This is a genomic window from Streptomyces sp. NPDC003035, assembly GCF_042888285.1.
In the GTDB taxonomy this organism is placed as follows: domain Bacteria; phylum Actinomycetota; class Actinomycetes; order Streptomycetales; family Streptomycetaceae; genus Streptomyces.
The window spans coordinates 648,784-670,320 of the sequence record NZ_JBIAPJ010000004.1; the positions used below are offsets into that span (position 1 = coordinate 648,784).

19 protein-coding genes, 4 tRNA genes and 1 other RNA gene are annotated in these 21,537 nt (G+C 71.2%); 15 read left to right on the forward strand and 9 right to left on the reverse strand.

The annotated features are described in order from the left end of the window. Nucleotides 1-44 precede the first annotated feature (44 nt). The 6 genes from ACFYV5_RS16280 (at nt 45) to ACFYV5_RS16305 (ending at nt 4,868) form a co-directional block, all read left to right on the forward strand. Complete coding sequence (locus tag ACFYV5_RS16280; protein WP_389168834.1) at nt 45-770, forward strand: DNA methylase; 726 nt, start codon at nt 45-47, stop codon at nt 768-770. Further along, nucleotides 767-1,663: a bifunctional DNA primase/polymerase gene (locus ACFYV5_RS16285; protein WP_389168836.1), complete on the forward strand. Its 897-nt coding sequence runs from the start codon at nt 767-769 to the stop codon at nt 1,661-1,663. Before ACFYV5_RS16280 ends, ACFYV5_RS16285 begins: the two co-directional genes overlap by 4 nt. Then, the gene (locus ACFYV5_RS16290; protein WP_389168838.1) at nt 1,660-2,013 is read left to right on the forward strand and encodes a hypothetical protein; all 354 of its coding nucleotides are present in this window, start codon (nt 1,660-1,662) and stop codon (nt 2,011-2,013) included. The genes ACFYV5_RS16285 and ACFYV5_RS16290 overlap by 4 nt, the downstream gene beginning before the upstream one ends. Further along, nucleotides 2,010-3,173 carry a DUF3631 domain-containing protein gene (locus ACFYV5_RS16295; RefSeq protein WP_389168840.1) on the forward strand — a complete coding sequence of 388 codons (1,164 nt, stop codon included), beginning with the start codon at nt 2,010-2,012 and terminating at the stop codon, nt 3,171-3,173. The genes ACFYV5_RS16290 and ACFYV5_RS16295 overlap by 4 nt, the downstream gene beginning before the upstream one ends. Nucleotides 3,174-3,354: 181 nt before the next feature. Continuing rightward, nucleotides 3,355-3,576 carry a helix-turn-helix domain-containing protein gene (locus ACFYV5_RS16300; RefSeq protein ID WP_389168842.1) on the forward strand — a complete coding sequence of 74 codons (222 nt, stop codon included), beginning with the start codon at nt 3,355-3,357 and terminating at the stop codon, nt 3,574-3,576. Nucleotides 3,577-3,587: 11 nt separating this feature from the next. Further along, on the forward strand, nt 3,588-4,868 hold the full coding sequence (locus tag ACFYV5_RS16305; RefSeq protein ID WP_389168844.1) for a tyrosine-type recombinase/integrase: 1,281 nt from the start codon (nt 3,588-3,590) through the stop codon (nt 4,866-4,868). 62 nt (nt 4,869-4,930) lie between these two features. Here the strand turns inward: ACFYV5_RS16305 and ACFYV5_RS16310 are convergent. Further along, nucleotides 4,931-5,018 (reverse strand) — tRNA-Ser (locus ACFYV5_RS16310). 108 nt (nt 5,019-5,126) lie between these two features. On the opposite strand from ACFYV5_RS16310, the gene ffs reads away from it, so the two are divergent. The 6 genes from ffs to ACFYV5_RS16340 all read left to right on the forward strand — a co-directional run bounded on the left by ffs (nt 5,127) and on the right by ACFYV5_RS16340 (nt 13,444). Further along, nucleotides 5,127-5,225, forward strand: an RNA gene (gene ffs / locus ACFYV5_RS16315) — signal recognition particle sRNA small type. Nucleotides 5,226-5,271: 46 nt separating this feature from the next. Next, nucleotides 5,272-7,413, forward strand: a complete 2,142-nt coding sequence (locus ACFYV5_RS16320) for a DNA polymerase III subunit gamma and tau (protein ID WP_389168846.1) — start codon at nt 5,272-5,274, stop codon at nt 7,411-7,413. Between the two features lie 61 nt (nt 7,414-7,474). Continuing rightward, nucleotides 7,475-8,725 (forward strand): phosphoribosylamine--glycine ligase, encoded by a 1,251-nt coding sequence (gene purD, locus ACFYV5_RS16325; RefSeq protein WP_355110911.1) that lies wholly within the window; start codon nt 7,475-7,477, stop codon nt 8,723-8,725. 241 nt (nt 8,726-8,966) lie between these two features. Continuing rightward, nucleotides 8,967-10,787 carry a hypothetical protein gene (locus ACFYV5_RS16330; RefSeq protein WP_389168849.1) on the forward strand — a complete coding sequence of 607 codons (1,821 nt, stop codon included), beginning with the start codon at nt 8,967-8,969 and terminating at the stop codon, nt 10,785-10,787. Between the two features lie 176 nt (nt 10,788-10,963). Then, on the forward strand, nt 10,964-12,424 hold the full coding sequence (locus ACFYV5_RS16335) for a N,N-dimethylformamidase beta subunit family domain-containing protein (RefSeq protein WP_389168851.1): 1,461 nt from the start codon (nt 10,964-10,966) through the stop codon (nt 12,422-12,424). Nucleotides 12,425-12,532: 108 nt separating this feature from the next. Further along, nucleotides 12,533-13,444, forward strand: a complete 912-nt coding sequence (locus ACFYV5_RS16340) for a phosphoribosylaminoimidazolesuccinocarboxamide synthase (protein WP_389168853.1) — start codon at nt 12,533-12,535, stop codon at nt 13,442-13,444. A gap of 57 nt (nt 13,445-13,501) precedes the next feature. On the opposite strand, the gene ACFYV5_RS16345 is transcribed toward ACFYV5_RS16340, so the two are convergent. The 8 genes from ACFYV5_RS16345 to ACFYV5_RS16380 all read right to left on the reverse strand — a co-directional run bounded on the left by ACFYV5_RS16345 (nt 13,502) and on the right by ACFYV5_RS16380 (nt 17,995). Further along, nucleotides 13,502-13,577: transfer RNA gene (locus tag ACFYV5_RS16345), tRNA-Gly, on the reverse strand. Between the two features lie 22 nt (nt 13,578-13,599). Next, nucleotides 13,600-14,208 carry a response regulator transcription factor gene (locus ACFYV5_RS16350; protein ID WP_355110918.1) on the reverse strand — a complete coding sequence of 203 codons (609 nt, stop codon included), beginning with the start codon at nt 14,206-14,208 and terminating at the stop codon, nt 13,600-13,602. Further along, a complete protein-coding gene (locus ACFYV5_RS16355; RefSeq protein ID WP_389168855.1) occupies nt 14,205-15,434 on the reverse strand; it encodes a sensor histidine kinase in 1,230 nt (409 codons plus the stop codon). Before ACFYV5_RS16355 ends, ACFYV5_RS16350 begins: the two co-directional genes overlap by 4 nt. A 58-nt stretch (nt 15,435-15,492) precedes the next feature. Continuing rightward, nucleotides 15,493-16,257, reverse strand: coding sequence for an ABC transporter permease (locus tag ACFYV5_RS16360; RefSeq protein ID WP_389168857.1), 765 nt, complete (start codon nt 16,255-16,257; stop codon nt 15,493-15,495). Continuing rightward, nucleotides 16,254-17,174, reverse strand: coding sequence for an ABC transporter ATP-binding protein (locus ACFYV5_RS16365; protein ID WP_389168859.1), 921 nt, complete (start codon nt 17,172-17,174; stop codon nt 16,254-16,256). Before ACFYV5_RS16365 ends, ACFYV5_RS16360 begins: the two co-directional genes overlap by 4 nt. A gap of 132 nt (nt 17,175-17,306) precedes the next feature. Beyond that, a tRNA-Gly gene (locus tag ACFYV5_RS16370) sits at nt 17,307-17,379 on the reverse strand. 79 nt (nt 17,380-17,458) lie between these two features. After that, nucleotides 17,459-17,530 (reverse strand) — tRNA-Gly (locus ACFYV5_RS16375). 111 nt (nt 17,531-17,641) lie between these two features. After that, a complete protein-coding gene (locus tag ACFYV5_RS16380; RefSeq protein WP_389168861.1) occupies nt 17,642-17,995 on the reverse strand; it encodes an Lsr2 family protein in 354 nt (117 codons plus the stop codon). A 322-nt stretch (nt 17,996-18,317) separates the two neighbouring features. On the opposite strand from ACFYV5_RS16380, the gene purS reads away from it, so the two are divergent. Genes purS through purL form a run of 3 tightly spaced genes read left to right on the forward strand, consistent with a single transcriptional unit; the run spans nt 18,318 to nt 21,489 of the window. Continuing rightward, nucleotides 18,318-18,563 (forward strand): phosphoribosylformylglycinamidine synthase subunit PurS, encoded by a 246-nt coding sequence (gene purS, locus ACFYV5_RS16385; protein WP_137994413.1) that lies wholly within the window; start codon nt 18,318-18,320, stop codon nt 18,561-18,563. After that, nucleotides 18,560-19,240: a phosphoribosylformylglycinamidine synthase subunit PurQ gene (purQ, locus tag ACFYV5_RS16390; RefSeq protein ID WP_355110925.1), complete on the forward strand. Its 681-nt coding sequence runs from the start codon at nt 18,560-18,562 to the stop codon at nt 19,238-19,240. The genes purS and purQ overlap by 4 nt, the downstream gene beginning before the upstream one ends. After that, entirely contained in the window at nt 19,240-21,489 is a 2,250-nt protein-coding gene (gene purL / locus ACFYV5_RS16395) for a phosphoribosylformylglycinamidine synthase subunit PurL (RefSeq protein ID WP_389168864.1), read from the forward strand. The genes purQ and purL overlap by 1 nt, the downstream gene beginning before the upstream one ends. Nucleotides 21,490-21,537: the final 48 nt, after the last annotated feature.

The following is a 21,537-nucleotide window of genomic DNA, read 5'->3' on the forward strand; positions in this document are numbered from 1 at the left end:
CGCCCTCACACCAGCGCCAACGAAGAGAACTGGAGACATCCAGCATGACCCATCCGTCCCTCATCCGGCGAGACGGCCACCGGCCGTTACTCCTGGACCTGTTCTGCTGCGCCGGCGGCGCGGCCATGGGCTACCGCCGCGCCGGATTCGACGTCCACGGTGTCGACATCGCCTCCCGCCGCAACTACCCCTTCCCGATGCACCGGGGCGACGCCCTCGAACACCTTGCTGCCCTGATCGCGTCCGGGGAGATCGAGCGGTACGCGTTCATCCACTCCTCTCCGCCCTGCCAGGGAAAGTGCGCACTCACGGTCGGTACGAACCGGTCCCAGGGCTGGGGCGGCACGCACGTCGACCTCGTGGCACCCACCCGAGAACTGCTGGAAGCGTCCGGGCTGCCGTACGTCATTGAGCAGCCCAACGGGAAGGCGGAGATCCGCAAGGACCTGACCCTCTGCGGGGAAATGTTCGGTCTCGGTGTGATTCGGCACCGCAACTTCGAACTCGGCCGCTGGAGCGTCCAGAAGCCCGAGCACCTGCCGCACCGGGGCCGGGTGCGTGGGTGGCGGCACGGTGAGTTCTTCGACGGCCCGTACGTCGCCGCCTACGGCAACGGCGGTGGAAAGCCCACCATCGCCGAGCTTCAGGCCGCGATGGGCATCACGTGGACCGACGTCCGCGAGGAACTGACCGAGGCCATCCCTCCCGCCTACTCGCAGTGGATCGGCCGCGCGTTCCTGACGCAGGCCCGGCTGGGGGTGGCGGCATGAACAACCACCTCCTTTACGCCGCACTGAGCGCTGCTGAGCGGGGCTGGTCGGTGTTCCCCCTCCGCCCCGGCGACAAGCGACCCGCGCTCCACGGTGAGGAGCAGTGCCCGCGGATCCGGGACTGCGCCGGCGGGCACCGCAAGTGGGAGGAGCGGGCCACCGTGGACCCCGACCGCATCCGCCGCGCGTGGGCCGATCGTCCGTTCAACATTGGCATCGCCACCGGCCCGTCCGGGTTGCTCGTGGTGGACCTCGACAGACCCAAGCGGAAGAGCAGTTGGGACGCACCTGACGGCGCGACGACCTTCCATGCGCTCTGCGAGCGCGCCGGGCAGGCCGTCCCCGACACCTACCGGGTGCGGACCGCGAGCGGTGGAGAGCACCTGTACTTCACCGCCCCCGACGGGGCCCGGATGGTCAACAGCGCGGGCAAGCTCGGGCGGCTGATCGACTCCCGGGCGTGGGGCGGGTACGTCGTAGCCCCCGGCAGCCTCACCCGCACTGGCGCCTACACCGTCCTCGACAACCGGGATCCCGTCCCGCTGCCGGACTGGCTGCACGCCCTGCTCGTTCCGCGCCGCGCCTCGGCGCCGTCCAGGGCCGCTGTGGCCGACCGGAGCGTTCGGGCAGCCCGGTACGCGCTGCGGGCGCTGGACCTGGAGACGGCGAGCGTGCAGAACGCCCTCCAGGGCGAACGGAACACGACCCTGCTCTCGGCCGCGCGGGCTCTGGGGCGGTTCATCGCGTGGGGCGACCTCCCCAGGAACGTGGTCGAGGAGGCTCTTCAACAGGCGGGCGAGGCGGCCGGCCTCTCGACACGTGCCTGTGCAGCGACCATTCGCAGCGGCCTGAACTGGTCCATCGCCCACAACCCGCAGCGGAGGGCGGCATGAGCACCCCACCGCCTCCCCGTCTGAAGAGCCACACCCGCACCCCGGACGGTCCCGGCGTCGCCGAACGGCCGCGGTACCTGCGGACCGTGGGCGCCTCGAAGGTCGTCGGCCCTTGGGCCGTCCCTTCTGGTTCTGAGCCGCACCCCGCAAACGGGCCTCGGATCGTCGGGATGCTCCACATCAGCGCGCCCGGCAGACGCGCCGTGCCCACCGCCACCTCGAGGTGCGAGTGCGGGCGCAACCGCAGCACCGTGGGTCAGCACCAGGTGCTCGCCCTCGTCGACGACCACATCGCCCACCGGGACCTGTGCCCGCTGCTCAACCCCACCGAAGGGAGGGATGCCGCATGAGCGCGCAGCCCATCGACGGCGCCGCCCTGCTCGACGAGGTCGAGCACTTCCACCGCCGGTTCAACGTCTTCCCTCGCGAGGCCGCCTACGTCGCCGTCGCCCTGTGGGACGCCCACGCCCATCTGATCGACTGCTTCGACTCCACCCCGCGTCTGGCGTTCCTCTCCCCGGAACCGGGATCGGGCAAGTCCCGGGGCCTGGAGATCGTGGAGACGCTGACCCCGAACCCGATGGTCGCGGTCAACGCCAGCGCAGCGGCCCTGTTCCGGGCCGTCTCCAACCCCGAGGGACGCCCGACGATCCTGTTCGACGAGATCGACACCGTCTTCGGCCCAAAGGCCGGGGACAACGAGGAACTCCGCGGCTTCCTCAACGCTGGCCACCGCCGCTCCGGAGTCACCTACCGATGCATCGGCGACGGCGGCAACCAGACCGTGCAGGCCTTCCCGTCCTACACCGCTGTCGCGGTCGCCGGACTCGGCTCGCTGCCGGACACGATCCTGACCCGCTCCGTCATCATCCGCATGCGCCGCCGAGCCAGGAACGAGAAGGTCGAAGCGTTCCGGCAGCGGATCCACGAGAAGGAAGGCCACGCGCTGCGCGACAGCCTCGCCGCATGGGCCGACCAGGTCCGCGAGCAGGTCACCGGAGCTTGGCCCGAGATGCCCGACGGCGTCACCGACCGCCCCGCCGACGTGTGGGAGCCGCTGCTTGCTGTCGCCGACGCGGCTGGGGGCGAGTGGCCCAAGCGGGCTCGTAAGGCGTGCGTGGAGCTGGTGGCAGCCGCGCAGGTCGACGACAAGGGCAGCCTCGGCATCCGGCTGCTGACCGACCTGCGCGACCACGTCATGGTCGGCGTCGATCGGCTGCCCACCATCGCCGTCATCGACCGCCTCAACGCGCTCGACGACGCGCCCTGGGCCGACATGGGCGGCCGGCCGCTCGACTCCCGTCGGCTGTCGAAGATGCTGCGCGAGTACATGACCGGCGACAACGAGCCGATCGTGACCCGCAACATCCGCACCGCTGGCGGCATCCTCAAGGGCTACTTCGCCGCCGACCTGGCCGACGCATGGGCCCGCTACTGCCCGCCCGCTCCCCAGCAAGCGCTACATCCGCTACAGCCGCTACACCCCAGCTCAGAAGGGGTGCCCGCGTAGCGGCAAACCCCAGATGTAGCGGCTACGGATCACGGCACGTTCCGGCGCCGTAGCCGCTACATCCCGCCCATCCGCTACACCACACAAGCCGCTGACCTGCGATGTAGCGGATGTAGCGGATGTAGCGGACTTCCCAGGAGGGGCCCGAGAGCCCCGACCCACTACGTCAAAGGAGCACCGCATGGACGCGGCCCTTTCCGAAGTGACCGTTGACTCCACGCTCGTTCTGCTCACCGTCGAAGAGGCAGCCCGCCGCCTCCAGATCGGCCGGACTCTCTGCTACCGGTACATCGGCACCGGCGAGCTGGAATCTGTACCGCTCGGCCGACTCCGCCGCGTCCCCGCCGACGCCGTCATCGACTTCGCCACCCGACTCCGCCGTGCCCATCGGCCGGCCGCCTAATGAGGATCACCGTGGGAGAACAGAAGAAGCGCACCCGTCGGGCGAACGGCGAGACGTCCATCTACTTCGGCAAGGACGGCCGTTGGCACGCCCGGGTACCGATGGGCTACAAGGACAACGGGGAGCCCTACCGCAGGCACATCACGCGGCCTACGGAAGACGCCCTGAAGGATGAGGTCAAGCGGCTGGAGAAGCAGCGCGACCAGGGAACCGCCCAGCAGCCCGGAAAGCTATGGACCGTCGAGAGGTGGCTGTGCCACTGGGTTGAGAACATCGCCAAGGATGTTGTCAGCGAGAACACCTACGACGGCTACGAAGTGGCAGTGCGGGTTCACCTCGTTCCCGGCATCGGGAAGCACCGCATGGACCGCTTGGAGCCCGAGCACCTGGAAAGCCTGTACCGCCGGATGCAGAAGAACGGCAGCAAGCCCGCCACGGCTCATCAGGCCCACCGCACGGCTCGTACCGCGCTGGGTGAGGCCGTGCGACGCGGCTATGCGGCGAAAAACGCCGCCGCCCTGGCCAAGCCGCCCCGGATGGAGGGCGACGAAGACGAGATCGAGCCCTACTCCGTCGAAGAGGTGCAGAGCCTGCTGATCGCGGTGAACAAGCGCCGCAACAGCGCCCGCTGGATGCTCGCGCTCGCTCTCGGACTGCGGCAGGGCGAGACCCTCGGTTTGCGGTGGTCCGACGTGGACCTGGACAACGAGTATCTGAAGCTGCGCCGTAACCGCCTGCGGCCTAAGTACGCGCACGGATGCTCCGAGGCGTCGCCGTGCGGCCGGAAGGCCGGCTACTGCCCCAAACGTGAGCAGGTACGGCGGGAGACCAAGAACACCAAGTCACGGGCTGGCCGCCGGGCCGTACCGCTGCCCGGTCCGTTGGTCGTGATGCTCCGTGCTCACAGGGAGGCACAGGCCCTTGAGCGGGCGGCGGCGGGGAACCTGTGGACCGCCTCGGACTACGTGTTCACCAAGCCGCTCGGTGGCCCACTCAGCCCGAACACGGACTACCACGACTGGAAGAAGCTGCTGAGCGATGCGGGGGTGCGTGACGCGCGTCTGCACGATGCGCGGCACACGGCGGCCACCGTGCTCATGCTGCTCGGCGTCCCGGACCGCGTCATCGACCAGATCATGGGGTGGGAGCCCGGTACGTCCTCACGGATGCGGGCGCGGTATCTCCATGTGCCGGACGCCATGCTGAAGGACGTGGCTCGGAAGATCGCTGAGGCCATCTGGGGAGCCCCGGATACCACCGCTGTGGACAAAGACCAGGACAACGAGGTCTGAGGAACGAAGAAGGGCCCCACCGCGAACGGTGGGGCCCTTCGACATCGTGCCCGGTGAGGCACTGGCGGAGGATACGAGATTCGAACTCGTGAGGGGTTGCCCCCAACACGCTTTCCAAGCGTGCGCCCTAGGCCACTAGGCGAATCCTCCGCCGCAAACAATACAAGACGTTGAGGGGTGCTCGCGAACGTGATCCACAACGGTTCACCGAGACCGGTCCCGGGGGATCGAGGGGGCTCCGGAATCGGGTACCCTGGGCGCAGCCCCTCACGTGGCGCTATCTGACTGAACTCCCCCAGGGCCGGAAGGCAGCAAGGGTAGGTCGGCTCTGGCGGGTGCGTGGGGGGCGCTTGCGTTTCCGGGAGTGCCCGGGTTGTCGGTGGGCGCCTATAACCTCGTATACGTGTCGTCTCTCGCGCTGTACCGCCGCTATCGCCCCGAGTCCTTCGCCGAGGTCATCGGGCAGGAGCATGTCACCGACCCGTTGCAGCAGGCCCTGCGGAACAACCGGGTCAATCACGCGTACCTGTTCAGCGGACCCCGTGGGTGCGGCAAGACGACCAGTGCGCGCATCCTTGCGCGCTGTCTGAACTGTGAGCAGGGCCCCACTCCCACGCCCTGCGGGGAGTGCCAGTCCTGCCGTGACCTGGCGCGGAACGGGCCGGGTTCGATCGATGTCATCGAGATCGACGCGGCCTCGCACGGTGGTGTGGACGACGCCCGTGACCTGCGGGAAAAGGCGTTCTTCGGGCCCGCTTCCAGCCGGTACAAGATCTACATCATCGACGAGGCGCACATGGTCACCTCGGCGGGCTTCAACGCCCTGCTGAAGGTGGTCGAGGAGCCGCCGGAGCATCTCAAGTTCATCTTCGCCACCACCGAACCCGAGAAGGTCATCGGGACGATCCGGTCCCGGACGCACCACTACCCCTTCCGGCTCGTTCCCCCCGGCACCCTGCGGGAGTACCTGGGCGAGGTCTGCGGCCGCGAGGGCATCCCCGTCGAGGACGGCGTGCTGCCGCTCGTGGTGCGCGCCGGCGCCGGGTCCGTGCGTGACTCGATGTCCGTGATGGACCAGCTGCTGGCCGGAGCCGCCGCGGACGGTGTGACATACGCCATGGCGACCTCTCTTCTCGGGTACACCGACGGGTCCCTGCTCGATTCGGTGGTGGACGCCTTCGCCGCTGGTGACGGCGCGGCCGCGTTCGAGGTCGTGGACCGGGTCGTCGAGGGCGGCAACGACCCCCGCCGCTTCGTCGCCGACCTCCTGGAGCGGCTGCGGGACCTGGTGATCCTGGCCGCCGTGCCCGACGCCGCCGAGAAGGGGCTCATCGACGCCCCCGTGGACGTCGTGGAGCGCATGCAGGCGCAGGCGTCCGTGTTCGGCGCGGCCGAGCTCAGCCGGGCGGCCGACCTCGTCAACACCGGCCTGACCGAGATGCGTGGCGCCACCTCGCCGCGACTGCAGCTGGAGCTGATCTGCGCGCGCGTGCTGCTGCCCGCAGCCTTCGACGACGAGCGCTCGATCCAGGCGCGGATCGAGCGCCTCGAGCGCGGGGCCGCGGCCGGCCCGGCGCCGGTCTTCACCACTGGTGCGCCCGCGCCCGCCATGGGGTACGTCCCCGGGCCCGAGGCCCACGTCCCGATGGCCCCGCCGGCGCCGGTCCAGCAGGCTCCCGCGCCGGTCCAGCAGGCTCCCGCCGCCCCCGCTCCGGCCGCGCAGCAGCCCGCTCCGGCCGCCGCCGAAGGCTCCCGACCCGGCGCCTGGCCCGGGGCCGCCGCACCCGGTGGCTCCGCACCTGGCTCCGCCCCCGGCGCCTGGCCGGGAGCCTCCGCGCCCGCCTCCCAGCAGGCACCCGCACCTGCCGCCCCCGCCGCCCCCGCACCGGCACCGGCTGGTCCCGGCGGGGACATGGCGCAGGGCGCCGCCCAGGTGCGGAACATGTGGCAGCCGATCCTCGACGCCGTGAAGAACCGGCGCCGCTTCACCTGGATTCTGCTCAGCCAGAACGCCCAGGTCGCCGGGTTCGACGGCACCACCCTCCAGCTCGGCTTCCTGAACTCCGGTGCCCGCGACAACTTCGCGAGCAGCGGCAGCGAGGACGTGCTGCGGCAGGTGCTGGCCGAGCAGTTCAACGTGCAGTGGAAGATCGAGGCGATCATCGACCCCTCGGGCGGCGTCAATCCGCCCCCCGCCGCGGCCAACTTCGGCGGTGGCCGTCCGGCCCAGGCCCCCGCTCCGGCCGCGCCCCCGCAGCAGCAGTGGGCTCCTCAGCAGCAGGCCCCGCAGTACGCGCAGCCCCAGCAGGCGCCGTCCGCCCCGCCCGCGCAGCAGCAGCACCAGCAGGCGGCCGCCCCCGCACCCCAGAACCGTCCTCCGGCTCCGGCTCCCGCTCCCGTCCACCACGCGCCGCCGCCCGTCGCGCCCGAGGACGACGTGCCGGAGGAGGACGACCCCGACCTCGTCGACTCCGCCCTCTCCGGCCACGAGCTGATCGTTCGCGAGCTCGGAGCCACGGTTGTGGAGGAATACACGAACGAGTAGGGCCGTCTCGCTCGGTGGCCCGCACAAGGGGCATCCGGCCACGCGGGCTACCCTGGCTGGCGTGAAGGTCCTCGTCATCGGCGGCGGCGCCCGCGAACACGCCCTGTGCCGCTCTCTTTCCCTCGATCCCGACGTCACCGCTCTGCACTGCGCGCCCGGCAACGCCGGGATCGCGGAGGTCGCCGAGCTGCACCCCGTCGACCAGCTGGACGGCGACGCCGTCGCGCGGCTCGCCATCGGCCTGGAGGCCGACCTGGTGGTCGTCGGCCCGGAGGCCCCGCTCGTCGCGGGCGTCGCCGACGCCGTCCGCGCTGCCGGTGTCCCCTGCTTCGGCCCGTCCGAGCAGGCGGCGCGGCTGGAGGGCTCCAAGGCGTTCGCCAAGGACGTCATGGCCGGGGCCAACGTCCCGACCGCCCGCAGCTACGTCTGCACCACCCCGGAGGAGATCGACGAGGCGCTCGACGCCTTCGGCGCTCCGTACGTCGTCAAGGACGACGGCCTGGCGGCCGGCAAGGGCGTCGTCGTCACCTCCGACCTCGCCGAGGCCCGCGCGCACGCGCTCGCCTGCGGTCGCGTGGTCATCGAGGAGTTCCTGGACGGCCCCGAGGTCTCCCTCTTCGCGATCACCGACGGCACCACCGTCCTCCCGCTCACCCCCGCGCAGGACTTCAAGCGCGCGCTCGACGGCGACGAGGGTCCGAACACCGGCGGCATGGGCGCGTACTCCCCGCTGCCCTGGGCCGACCCCAAGCTGGTCGACGAGGTCATGGACACCGTCCTTCAGCCGACCGTCGACGAGCTGCGCCGCCGCGGCACGCCGTTCCAGGGACTGCTGTACGCGGGTCTGGCGATGACCAGCCGCGGCGTACGGGTCATCGAGTTCAACGCCCGCTTCGGCGACCCGGAGACCCAGGTCGTCCTGGCCCGGCTGAAGACCCCGCTGGCGGGCGTCCTCCTGAACGCGGCCAACGGCACCCTCGACAACGAGCCGCCGCTGAACTGGCGCGACGACGCCGCCGTCACCGTGGTGATCGCCTCGCACAACTACCCGGGGACCCCGCGCACGGGTGACCCGATCCACGGTCTCGACGACGTCGCGGCGCAGGATGCCCCGCACGCGTACGTCCTGCACGCCGGGACGAAGCGGGACGGCGACGCGATCGTGAGCGCCGGCGGCCGCGTCCTCTCCGTCACCGCGACCGGAGAGGACCTGGCGCAGGCCCGCGAGCGGGCGTACGCGGCGGTCGGCCGGATCCGGCTGGACGGCTCGCAGCACCGTACGGACATCGCGCGCAAGGCCGCCGGGGAGTGACCCTTCCGCGTGCCGGGGGAGTGAACCCCTAAGGACGCCCGAACGTCATCACCTTTACCCAAAGCCATTCCATCGAGTGACGACTGGGCCATCCGGATGACGCCCGCCGAACCCCCAACTAGGGTGCGGCGCAGGCGTTCCGGCACTTGGCCCACCGGCATTGCGATGTCAGTGGCGGGTGCCACAGTGGGGGAGTGAGCAACACCGCCACGGGCAGTCCCGACGAGGACAGGAGGGGGTGATGTACGGCGTGTCAGGTACCGGTTCCGTTGCCGGCGAGGAGATGGGTGCGCGCGCCGCGCGCAGCCGGGCCCTCGCGGTGCTCCGGATCCGCGGCAGGGCGCTCGCCGTCGCGCTGCTCCCGGCCGCCGCGGCCGTGATCCTCTACGCGGGAGGGGTCACCGGTCATTTCACCGGGTCCGGCTGGGACGCCGCCCGCTGGGTGACCACCGTGCTCGCGCTGGTCGTCCTGCTCGCCACGGCGGCCGTCGCGCTGGTGATCGCGCGCTCCCGGCCCGCCGTCACCCCGACCGTGGAACTCGCCGAGACCGCGGCCCCCGATCTCTACCGGATGGTCCGGGACCTGGCCGACCGGCTCGGCGTCCCCGCGCCCTCCGCGATAGCCCTGACGCCGGACTGCGACAGCTGGCTCGAGGACCGTACGCATCCGGCGCACGCCTCCGGGCGTACGGCGGGCCTTCGGCGCTCCACCGACGCGCCCGTCCTGGTCATCGGCTCGCCCTTCCTGTGGTGGATGCGGGTCGGCGAGCTCCGGGCGGTCCTCGCCCCGGTCGTCGCCGGTACGGCTCCGGCCGCGCACCCCGACATAGCCGCTGCCCGCCGCTTCGTGCAGGGCCTCGACGCGGCCGTCGCCGCGCCCCGCCGCAGCGGGCTCGACCCGGTCAGCAGGCTCGGCGCCCACGGGATCGGGCGCGTCGCCCGGGTCCTGCTGCGCCTGTGCCGCGGACATGCCGCCGAGATGGAGCGGGGCGTCGCCGTGGCCGGCTCCGAGCGCGCCCAGGCGGTGGACTACGGCGTCCGGATCGTCGCCCAGGAGCAGGTGGGCCTCGCCTACGCGGGCTGGGACCGGCTCCTCACGCGGGTCGCGCTCCCCGCCTGGCGGATGGGCCGCTGGCCCGCGCGCCTGGACGTGGGCGTGGTCTCCGCCCTCACCGAACTGTCCCGCCGGGACCGCCTCGCCGAGGGCTTCACCTCCCGGCTCGGCGAGCGCCCGGCCTGCGATCTGCTCGAAGAGCCCGGAGTCGTCGACGAGGCCGCCTCGCTGCTCGCCGCCCGCCTCTTCCACGGCGGCCCGGCGGAGTCCGGCCCGGACTGGTCCCCGGTGGACTGGGAGCAGTACCCGGAAGAGGTCGTCGACCGTAAGTGGCGCGCGGACGCGGCCCGTCTCCACCAGGTCCTCGACGAGCTGGGCGTTCTCCCCGCCGGGACGGGTGGAGGTACGGGAGCGGGCGCGGCAACCGCCTCCGCCGACGGCCCGACCCTGACCCGGGTGATGTCCCACCTCTCGGCCCCCGAGACGGACGCGTCGCCCACCGAGGCGGAACCCGAGCCCGAGCCGGCCCCCGCCCAGCCCGAGGCCCAGCCCGCTCCCGCCGACGACCCCACCGAACCTGAACCCGAACCCGAACCCGAGTCCGGACCCACCGCCCGCAACCCCGCCGCCGACGCGCTCGCCGCCGTCCTCACCGCCCATGTCGCCCGCGAGGAGGCGGCCAGGCCCGCCGCCCCCGTACCGGCACCGCACACCGCCGCCCCGGGCGCGGACACGCTGCCGCTCTTCCCGCTCCAGCCGCCGCGGACCGGGCGGGACCTGCTGGCCGACCATGTGACGGCGATGGTCTGCTGCGCCGCCGTCGACACCGCCGGCGCCGCCCCCGGTCTCGACTGGCTCGACGGACCCGCGCTCCTCGTCGGAGGCGAGCGGAACACCGATCTGACCGCCCGGGTCCTCGCCCTCGTCGAGGAGGGCGATGCCGAGCCCCTGCGGGCCTGGCTCACCGAGACGGGCGTCCGCCCCGAGAAGCCCGTCCGCCTCGTCTAGAACGCCGCCACCTAGAACGCCACCACCGGAAGCCCGCCTTCCGTTCACGTCAATTCGCGACGAACGGTGACGGAGTGCGTGCGTTATGTGATGTGCTGGGGACCGGCACTGACAGCAGCACATGACAGCTCATGAACGGCAGACGACGCGCGGGGGAGTCGAGGGAGGGGTGCGACATGGGGGCGGAGCAGATCAGGCGGTGGGAATCGGGCGCGCTCGCCCACGCCGTCTCGGACCCCTTCGGCCAAGGGCCACTGCCCTGGCTGCGCGGTTCGGAGAACTACTTCGACGACACGGGGCAGGTCGTCCCCTGGTACGCCGACGAGACGCTGGCCCGTGGCGGCAGCGGCGGTCCCCGCACGGCCGACGACGTCCGCGGCCAGATCAAGGGCTTCGCCTCCAACGGGGCCGTCGCTCCCGGTGAGGCGATCGATTTCCACATCACGGTGGACCCACCGCAGCAGTTCTCGGTCGACATCTACCGGATCGGTCACTACGCGGGTGACGGCGCCGCCAAGATCACCACCAGCCCGCGTCTCTCCGGCATCGTCCAGCCCGCTCCGCTCACCGCCGACCGGACCGTCTCCTGCCACCACTGGTGGCAGTCCTGGCGCCTGCAGATCCCGTCGCTCTGGTCGATCGGCGCGTACGTCGCCGTGCTCACCACCGCCGACGGCTACCGCTCCCACATCCCCTTCACCGTCCGCGACGACCACCCCGCGGACCTGCTCCTTGTCCTCCCGGACGTGACCTGGCAGGCGTACAACCTCTACCCGGAGGACGGCCGCACCGGCGCGAGTCTCTACCACGCCTGGGACGAGCAGGGCCGGCTCCTCGGCGAGGAGGACGCGGCCATCACCGTCTCCTTCGACCGCCCCTACGCGGGCGCCGGGCTGCCCCTCCACGTCGGCCACGCGTACGACTTCATCCGCTGGGCCGAGCGGTACGGCTACGACCTCGCCTACGCCGAGACGCGCGATCTGCACGCCGGCCGCGTCGACCCGACCCGGTACCGGGGTCTGGTCTTCCCCGGCCACGACGAGTACTGGTCCCTCCCCATGCGCCGGACCGTCGAGCTCGCCCGCGAGCAGGGCACGTCCCTGGTCTTCCTCTCCGCGAACACCCTGTACTGGCAGGTGGAGCTCGGCCCCTCCCCGTCCGGGGTTCCCGACCGTCTCCTCACCTGCCGCAAGCGCCGCGGCCCCGGCCGCCCCGCCCTCTGGCGCGAGATCGACCGCCCGGAGCAGCAGCTGCTGGGGATCCAGTACGCGGGCCGGGTCCCCGAGCCGCATCCCCTGGTCGTACGGAACGCGGAGCACTGGCTCTGGGACGCGACGGGGGCCGGGGACGGGGACGAGATCCCCGGACTGGTCGCGGGCGAGGCCGACCGCTACTTCCCGCGCACCGCGCTCCCCGAGCACCAGGGCCGCATCCTGCTCGCCCACTCGCCCTACCAGGACGGCGACGGCGCCCTGCGCCACCAGGAGACCTCCCTCTACCGGGCGCCGTCCGGCGCCTGGGTCTTCGCCTCCGGCACCTTCGCCTGGTCGCCCGCCCTGGACCGGCCGGGCCACGTCGATCCGCGGATCCAGCGCGCCACCGCGAATCTCCTCGACCGGATCTGTAAGAGGGACTGACCAGTCTGTAAGAGGGACTGACCAGGGCGTCCGAGGGGCCGCTCGCCGAGCGGCTCGAACGGTGCGAGAGAATCGGACCGCTCCTGGATCAACCTACGCGGAGGAACCGTGTCCGGATTCGTAGAAAAGCCCGAGCCTGTCCAGGTCCCGGGCCTGACCCACCTCCACACGGGCAAGGTGCGTGAGCTCTACCAGAACGAGGCGGGCGACCTCGTGATGGTGGCCAGCGACCGCATGTCCGCGTACGACTGGGTGCTGCCGACCGAGATCCCCGACAAGGGGCGGGTCCTCACCAAGCTCTCCCTGTGGTGGTTCGACCGGCTCGCCGACCTGGTCCCCCACCACGTGATCTCCACCGACGTCCCGGCCGGCGCCCCCGCCGACTGGGAGGGCCGCACCCTCGTCTGCAAGTCCCTGACGATGGTGCCGGTCGAGTGCGTGGCCCGCGGCTATCTGACCGGCTCCGGCCTCGTCGAGTACAACGCGTCCCGTACGGTCTGCGGCCTCGCGCTCCCCGAGGGGCTCACCGACGGCTCCGAGCTGCCCGCGCCGATCTTCACGCCCGCCACCAAGGCCGCGGTCGGCGACCACGACGAGAACGTGAGCTACGAGCAGGTCGCCCGCCAGGTCGGCGCCGAGACGGCCGCCATGCTGCGCCAGACGACCCTCGCCGTCTACAGCCGGGCCCGGGACATCGCCCGCGAGCGCGGGATCATCCTGGCCGACACGAAGTTCGAGTTCGGCTTCGAGTCCACCGAGCACGGGCCGAAGCTGGTCATCGCCGATGAGGTGCTGACCCCGGACTCCTCCCGCTTCTGGCCGGCCGCGAGCTGGGAGCCGGGCCGTGCCCAGCCCTCGTACGACAAGCAGTTCGTCCGTAACTGGCTGACCTCGCCGGCCTCCGGCTGGGACCGCACGAGCGAGCAGCCGCCGCCGGCCCTTCCGCAGGAGATCGTGGACGCGACCCGCGCGAAGTACATCGAGGCGTACGAGCTGCTGACCGGCCACGCCTGGGCGTAACGCCGGGATCCGGAACACGAAGAAGCCCCCGGTCGGATCGATCGGGGGCTTCTTTCATGGAGCGGACGACGAGATTCGAACTCGCGACCCTCACCTTGGCAAGGTGATGCTCTACCAACTGAGCCACGTCCGCATGCGCCGTAGCGCGGAGCCAACTATACCCAACCTTTCTCCCGCGCGAGACGCACCGCGGTGTGACGGTTCTCGGCACCGAGCTTCGCGGCGGCCGAGGAGAGGTAGTTCCGGACCGTTCCCTGGGACAGCGAGGCCCGCTCGGCGATCTCCGCGACGGGCGCCCCGTCGGCCGCGAGCTCCAGGACCTCGGCCTCGCGCGCGGTGAGCGGGGAGTCTCCGGCGGCGATCGCGTCGGCGGCCAACTCCGGGTCGACGTAACGGTTTCCGGCGTGCACGGACCGGATGAGCTCGGCCAGCCGCTGGGCGCTGACGGTCTTGGGCACGAAGCCCCGCACCCCGGCCGCGAGCGCTCGTTTGAGGTGTCCGGGGCGGCCGTGGCTGGTCACGATCATGGTTCTGCAGTCGGGCAGTTCGTCCCGCAGGGCTGTGGCGACCCTCACACCGTCGAGGCCCGGCATCTGCAGATCGAGGACGGCGACGTCGGGCCGGTGGGCGCGGGCCATGGCGAGCGCCTCGGGACCGGTGGCGGCCTGGGCGACGACGACGAGATCGTCCTCCAGGGCGAGGAGCGCGGCGAGGGCGCCCCGGATCAGGTGCTCGTCGTCGGCGAGCAGGACACGGACGGTCACAGCACCCCTCCCGCGACCGGTACGCGGACGCGCGCCGTCACCAGGAAGGTGCCGCCGTCGCCCGGTCCCGCCTCCAGGGTTCCGTCCACCGCGGACAGCCGTTCGCGCAGGCCCGCGAGGCCCGAGCCGCCGGCCCGGGGTCCGGGAACCTCCCGTACGCCGTCGTTCTCCACGGTCAGCAGCACCGCACCGTCCTTCTTCCGCAGTGAGATCACGCAGCGCGAGGCGTCCCCGTGCCGCAGTACGTTCGTCGTGGTCTCCCGGACCACCCAGCCGAGCGCCGACTGGACCTCGGGGGGCAGGTCGACGTCCGTCGAGTCCATCGCGCAGGTGATTCCGGCCGCGCTCAGCACGCCCCGGGCGCCCTCCAGCTCGACCCGCAGGTCGGCCTCCCGGTAGCCGCGCACCACGTCGCGCACCTCCCGCTGGGACTCCCGCGCGATCCGCTGCACCTCGATCATCTGGTCGACGGCCTCCGGGCGTTCGCGCCGGGCGAGCTGGACGGCGAGCTCGCTCTTGAGCGCGATGACCGCCAGGTTGCGGCCCATCACGTCGTGGAGGTCGCGCCCGAAGCGCAGCCGCTCCTCGGCGACGGCGAGGCGTGCCTTCAGCTCCTTGGACCGCTCCAGCTCCCAGACCATCTTCATCAGCCAGGCGGAGAATCCACAGGCCGCCACGAGCCCGCCGCCGGCCAGCAGGATGCCCAGCGCGTATCCGAGGGCCTCGCCCGGTCCGACGCCCATCGCCGCGACGGCGGCGCCGGTCGCGAGGGCGGCGAGCGGTGCGACGTACAGCATGTGCCGGACCCGGTTCAGGCACATGACCAGGCTGCCGAGGGTGAAGGTGACCGTGCCGGTGACGACACCGGCGGCGACCGCTCCGTCGGCGAGGACGCCGGTGGCCCGCAGGGCGATGACGGTGAGCCCGCCGGCCGTGGTCAGGGAGACCAGCACGACGGCGAGCCGGACCGGCCGCTCACGCCGGTCGAGAACCCAGTCGAGGGCGCGGGAGGAGAGGACACCGTTCAGGACGGCGTGCGTGCAGACGTACAGGGCGAGGGCGGCCGCGAGCGGCAGACCGAGCGCACCGCCTCCCCTCTCCGCGACGGGCAGGCCGGCGATGGAGGCGATCTCGATCAGGACGAAGAAGTGGAAGGTCCACCGGGTGTACAGCTCGATCTTCCCCGCCGTGCTGCGGCGGACCCACCACCCCGTCAGCCTGGACATCCGCCCGGCCCCCCTTTCCTAGGTCGCGTCCGGAACGTCTCGCCTGGTGCGCGACTCCCTAGCGCCGCGGTTCCCAGCGGAACCACCGACGGACAGCAAACACGGTGATCACGCCCCAGGCCAGCGTGTTGAGCACGGCGGTCAGCAGGTCCTTCGTGTCGCCGACGCCGAGCCAGCCGGCGCGGACGAGTTCCATGACCCCGCTGAGCGGCAGCAGCAGGCAGAGGTCGGCGACGAGGTCCGGAAGGACGTCGCGGGGGACCATCAGTCCCGAGCCCATGGCCGAGACGAGGAAGAACGGCAGGGTGGTGAGGCCCGCGCTCTCGACGTTGCGGGTGATGGCCGTGGTGGCGGCGGCCAGTCCGGCGAGCAGGACGACGGCGGCGAGCAGCGCGAGCACGAGCAGGTCCGGCCGGCGCGGAGCGGGTACGTCGAGGGCGACGGCGCCGCCGACGGTGAGCACGGCGCACTGGACGAGTGCGATGGCGGCGGACGGGAGCGCGGCGCCGGCGAGGATCTCCAGGTCTCTCGCCTCGCCCGTACGGAGCCGTTTGAGGACCAGTTCCTCGCGCCGGGCCACGAGGGCGGAGACCAGCCCCATGTAGACGACCAGGACGAGGACCATTCCGGTCCCGCCGATGAGGGTGGCACCCGCCATGCCCAGGGGCAGCTCGTCCGAACCCATCTGCGCGAGCGAGGACCGCAGCACGAAGATCATCAGCAGCGGCATCAGGAGCGCGATGAAGAGGTTGTTCTTGTTCCGCCCGAGGAGGGTGAGTTCGGCCCGCCCCAGCGAGGTCATCCGGCGTGCGGTCGTGTTCATCGAGCGGTCTCCAGCGCGTCGTCGGTACGGGAGGCGATCTCCAGGAACGCCTCTTCGAGGGAGGCCGAGCGGGCGTCGAGCCCCTCCAGCCGTACGTCGGCCCCGGCGGCCCACGTGAGCAGTTCGGCGAGCGCGTCCTGGAGTTCGTGCGTACGTATCTCCACGCGCCGCCCCTCGGCCGCGGCCTTCAGTCCGAGCGGGAGCCGGGCCGGCGTGACGCCCTCGGGGAGGACGAAGCGGATGCGGGCGGGCCGGGCGGCGGTGACCTCGGCCGGGGTGCCCGAGAGCACGATCCGCCCCTGGTTCATGATCGCGAGCCGGTCGGCCAGGGACTCGGCCTCCTCCAGGTAGTGCGTGGTGAGGACGACGGTCGTACCGCCGTCCCGCAGCGCCCGCACCAGCGCCCAGGTGTCGCGCCGGCCTTCGGCGTCGAGTCCCGTGGTCGGCTCGTCGAGGAAGAGGACCTCGGGGCGGCCGAGGAGCGCGAGCGCGAGATCGAGGCGCCGCCGCTCGCCGCCGGAGAGCTGCTTGATCCGCACGCCGGCGCGGGAGCCGAGGCCGACCTGGTCCAGCGCCTCGGCGGTGGGCCGTGCGCCGCTGGTGCAGCCCGCCCACATGCGGACGGTCTCGGCCACGGTCAGGTCGGAGGGGAAGCCGCCCTCCTGGAGCATCACTCCGATCCGGGGGCGGACGATGGCCCGTTCCCGGTACGGGTCGTGGCCGAGGACCCGGACGCTGCCGCCGCTCGGCGCGGTGAGGCCCTCCAGGAGCTCGACGGTGGAGGTCTTGCCGGCCCCGTTGGTGCCGAGCAGGGCGAAGATCTCGCCCCGGGGGACGGCGAAGGAGATCCCGTTGACGGCTTCGAAGCCGCCGGAGTAGGTCCGGCGCAGGCCCTCGGCCTCGATCACGTTGGTCATGGCTTCAGCTTCCCGGCGGACGGAGCCGGTCGGCAGTGCGCGCTGTCATCGCTGCTCATGACAAATGTCAGATGCCCGGGGGTACGAACGACGAAGGCCCCGGTTCCGTAGAACCGGGGCCTTCGTTCTCTGAGCGGACGACGAGATTCGAACTCGCGACCCTCACCTTGGCAAGGTGATGCTCTACCAACTGAGCCACGTCCGCATTGCTCCCGACCGACTCTCATCGGGCGGTGCGAGCACCACTGTACCTGATCCTTCGGAGGATCGGTCATGCGATGCAGAGCGGGTGACAGGAATTGCACACTGCGCCTTCCCCCTGGAAGGGGGATGTTCTACTACTGAACTACACCCGCACGCTGCGTGAGGTCCGGCCCTGCGGCCTCGCCCCTCGGCGTGATCCAGACTCTAGCGGATCACCCGGGGTGCCGTGCAACTCGACTTCTGGCGGGAATCGGCCCGTCGGCTCAACTGGCCTCGCGGAAGGCTTCGTAGACCCGCTTCGGGATGCGTCCGCGGGCGGGCACGTCCATCTTGTGGGACTGCGCCCAGGCGCGGACCGCCGCCGGGTCGGGGGCCAGGGCGGTGTGCTTGTACGAAGCCACGGAGGCGGGCGCGCCGCCGGTGCGGGCGGTCGCGGCCCTGCCCGTCAGCTTCCGGCCGGCCGCGAGGTAGGGGGCCAGCGCCTTGCGCAGTTTCTTTGCATTGGCGGGATTCAGGTCGATCTCGTACGTCTTCCCGTCCAGGCCGAACGCCACCGTTTCCGCCGCTTCTCCGCCGTCGATGTCGTCGAAGAGAGTGACCACCACACGCTGAGCCACGGATATCGGTCCTTTCCTGCGGTCCGCCGTGTCGCCTCGGCGCGGGTAACGCCTCTGACGTGCGGCGACACCGGCTTTTCGGCTGTCCCGGGGCAATGCTGCTTTCCTGTGTATTCCTTTGTACAGCGGTAGGCGTCGCATTGTGAAGCCCAGCCAATTGCATCAGCGTGTCCCACCGCAATGGGCCGCGCAATATTTCACTTGAATTTTCCGTGAGGGTCTTTGGTGCTCTTTGTAGGGTCCTCCAGTCTTCTACCCGCGTAGAGTTTGGAGGCAGGTACGCTGAGGGAACCGCCCACGCAACACACCACCGGGAGTGCCAGTGGCACGCGTCGTAGTCGACGTCATGCTCAAGCCGGAGATCCTCGACCCTCAGGGGCAGGCGGTGCAGCGTGCACTGCCCCGCCTGGGATTCGACGGAATCGCCGATGTCCGCCAGGGAAAGCGCTTCGAGCTGGAGGTGGAGGGACCGGTCGACGAGGCCGCCCTCGCCCGCATCCATGAGATGGCCGAAACCTTCCTCGCCAACACCGTGATCGAAGACTTCACCGTGAAGGTGGAGTCGTGACCGCACGCATCGGCGTCGTCACGTTCCCCGGAACGCTCGACGACCAGGACGCGCTGCGCGCCGCCCGCCTCGCGGGCGCCGAGCCCGTCTCGCTCTGGCACCGCGACAAGGACCTGAAGCAGGTCGACGCCGTGGTCCTGGCCGGCGGCTTCTCCTACGGCGACTACCTGCGGGCCGGAGCCATCTCCCGCTTCTCGCCGGTGATGGAGACGATCATCGAGCAGGCGAAGGCGGGCATGCCCGTCCTCGGTATCTGCAACGGCTTCCAGATCCTCACCGAGGCCCATCTGCTGCCGGGCGCGATGCTGCGCAACAACCACCTGCACTTCATCTGCCGCGACCAGAAGCTGCGGGTGGAGAACGCGGACACCGCGTGGACCGTGGACTACGAGCAGGGCCAGGAGATCCAGGTCCCGCTCAAGAACATGGACGGCCGGTACGTCGCCGACGAGCGTGTGCTCGACGAGCTGGAGGCCGAGGGGCGGGTCGCCTTCCGGTACCTGGACATGAACCCCAACGGCTCGCTCCGTGACATCGCGGGCATCACCAACGCCGCGGGCAACGTGGTCGGCCTCATGCCGCACCCCGAGCACGCCGTCGAGCCGCTGGTCGGTACCGGCCGTACCGACGGGCTCGGATTCTTCACCTCGATCCTGAAGAAGCTGGTCAACGCCTGATGACTCTCGACACCGTCAAGCACGCGGGTGAGACGCCCGACAGCGAGCAGCCGTGGAAGGAGCTCGGCCTCAAGGAGGACGAGTACGCGCGCATCCGCGAGATCCTCGGCCGCCGTCCCACCGGTGCCGAGCTCGCCATGTACTCCGTCATGTGGTCCGAGCACTGCTCGTACAAGAGCAGCAAGGTCCACCTGAAGCAGTTCGGCGAGAAGACCCCCGAGAACGACGCCATGCTCGTCGGCATCGGCGAGAACGCGGGCGTCGTCGACGTCGGCCAGGGGTACGCGGTCACCTTCAAGGTCGAGTCGCACAACCACCCGAGCTACATCGAGCCCTACCAGGGCGCGGCCACCGGCGTCGGTGGCATCGTCCGCGACATCCTCGCCATGGGCGCCCGCCCGGTCGCGGTCGTCGACCCGCTGCGCTTCGGCGCGGCCGACCACCCCGACACCAAGCGCGTGCTCCCCGGAGTCGTCGCGGGCATCGGCGGCTACGGCAACTGCCTGGGCCTGCCGAACATCGGCGGCGAGGTCGTCTTCGACGAGTGCTACCAGGGCAACCCGCTGGTCAACGCCGGCTGCATCGGCGTGATGAAGCACGAGGACATCCACCTCGCCAAGGCCTCCGGCCCCGGCAACAAGGTCATCCTCTACGGCGCCCGTACCGGTGGCGACGGCATCGGCGGCGTCTCGGTCCTCGCGTCGGAGACCTTCGACGACACCAAGCCCACCAAGCGCCCCGCGGTCCAGGTCGGCGACCCCTTCCAGGAGAAGCTCCTCATCGAGTGCACCCTGGAGATCTTCAAGGAGAAGCTGGTCGCGGGCATCCAGGACCTGGGTGGTGCCGGACTCTCCTGCGCGACGAGCGAGCTCGCGAGCGCCGGTTCCGGCGGCATGCGCGTCGAGCTCGACCGGGTCCACCTGCGTGACGCGACGCTCTCGCCCGAGGAGATCCTCATGAGCGAGTCGCAGGAACGCATGTGCGCGATCGTCGAGCCCCAGCACGTCGACCGCTTCCTGGAGATCTGCGAGAAGTGGGACGTCATCGCCACCGTCATCGGTGAGGTGACCGAGGGCGAGCGCCTGGAGATCTTCTGGCACGGCGAGCAGATCGTCGACGTACCGCCGCGGTCGGTGGCCCACGAGGGCCCGACCTACCACCGGCCGTACGCCCGTCCGGAGTGGCAGGACGCGCTCCAGGCCGACGACGCGAACAAGCTGCCCCGGCCGCAGACCGGTGAGGAGCTGAAGGACCAGGTCCTGAAGCTGGTCTCCTCCCCGAACCAGGCGTCGAAGGCGTGGATCACGGACCAGTACGACCGGTTCGTGCAGGGCAACACCGTCCTCGCACAGCCCGAGGACGCGGGCATGGTCCGCATCGACGCGGAGACGAACCTCGGCGTGGCCATGGCGACCGACGGCAACGGCCGGTACGCGAAGCTCGACCCGTACACGGGTGCGCAGCTCGCGCTCGCGGAGGCGTACCGCAATGTCGCCGCCTCCGGTGCCAAGCCGCTGGCGATCTCGGACTGCCTGAACTTCGGTTCGCCCGAGGACCCGGCCGTGATGTGGCAGTTCGCCGAGGCCACCCGTGGTCTCGCGGACGGCTGCCTGCAGCTCGGCACCCCGGTCACCGGCGGCAACGTGTCGCTCTACAACCAGACGGGCGAGGTCGCCATCCACCCGACGCCGGTCGTGGCCGTGCTCGGTGTGATCGACGACGTGAACCGCCGTACGCCGATCGCCTTCGCGGAAGAGGGCCAGCTCCTCTACCTGCTGGGCGACACGCGTGAGGAGTTCGGCGGCTCGGCCTGGTCCGAGGTGATCCACCAGCACCTCGGCGGCATGCCGCCGACCGTGGACCTCGACCGGGAGAAGCTGCTCGGCGAGATCCTGATCTCGGCCTCCCGCGACGGCATGATCGACGCGGCGCACGACCTGTCCGACGGCGGTCTCGTCCAGGCGGTCGTCGAGTCCTGCCTGCGCGGCGGCACGGGCGCGCGCCTGGTCGTCCCGGACGGCCTGGACGCCTTCACCTTCCTCTTCAGCGAGTCGGCCGGCCGTGCGGTCGTGGCCGTCCCGCGCAGCGAGGAGCTCCGCTTCACCGACATGTGCGGCGCGCGGGGCCTCCCCGCGACCCGCATCGGCGTCGTGGACGGCGAAGTGATCGACGTGCAGGGCCAGTTCAGCGTCTCCCTGGAGGAGCTGCGCACGGTCCACGAGGCGACGATCCCGGGCCTGCTGGCCTGACGTTCGTGCCTACGTGAGACAGCCCCCGTCCACGGACGGGGGCTGTCC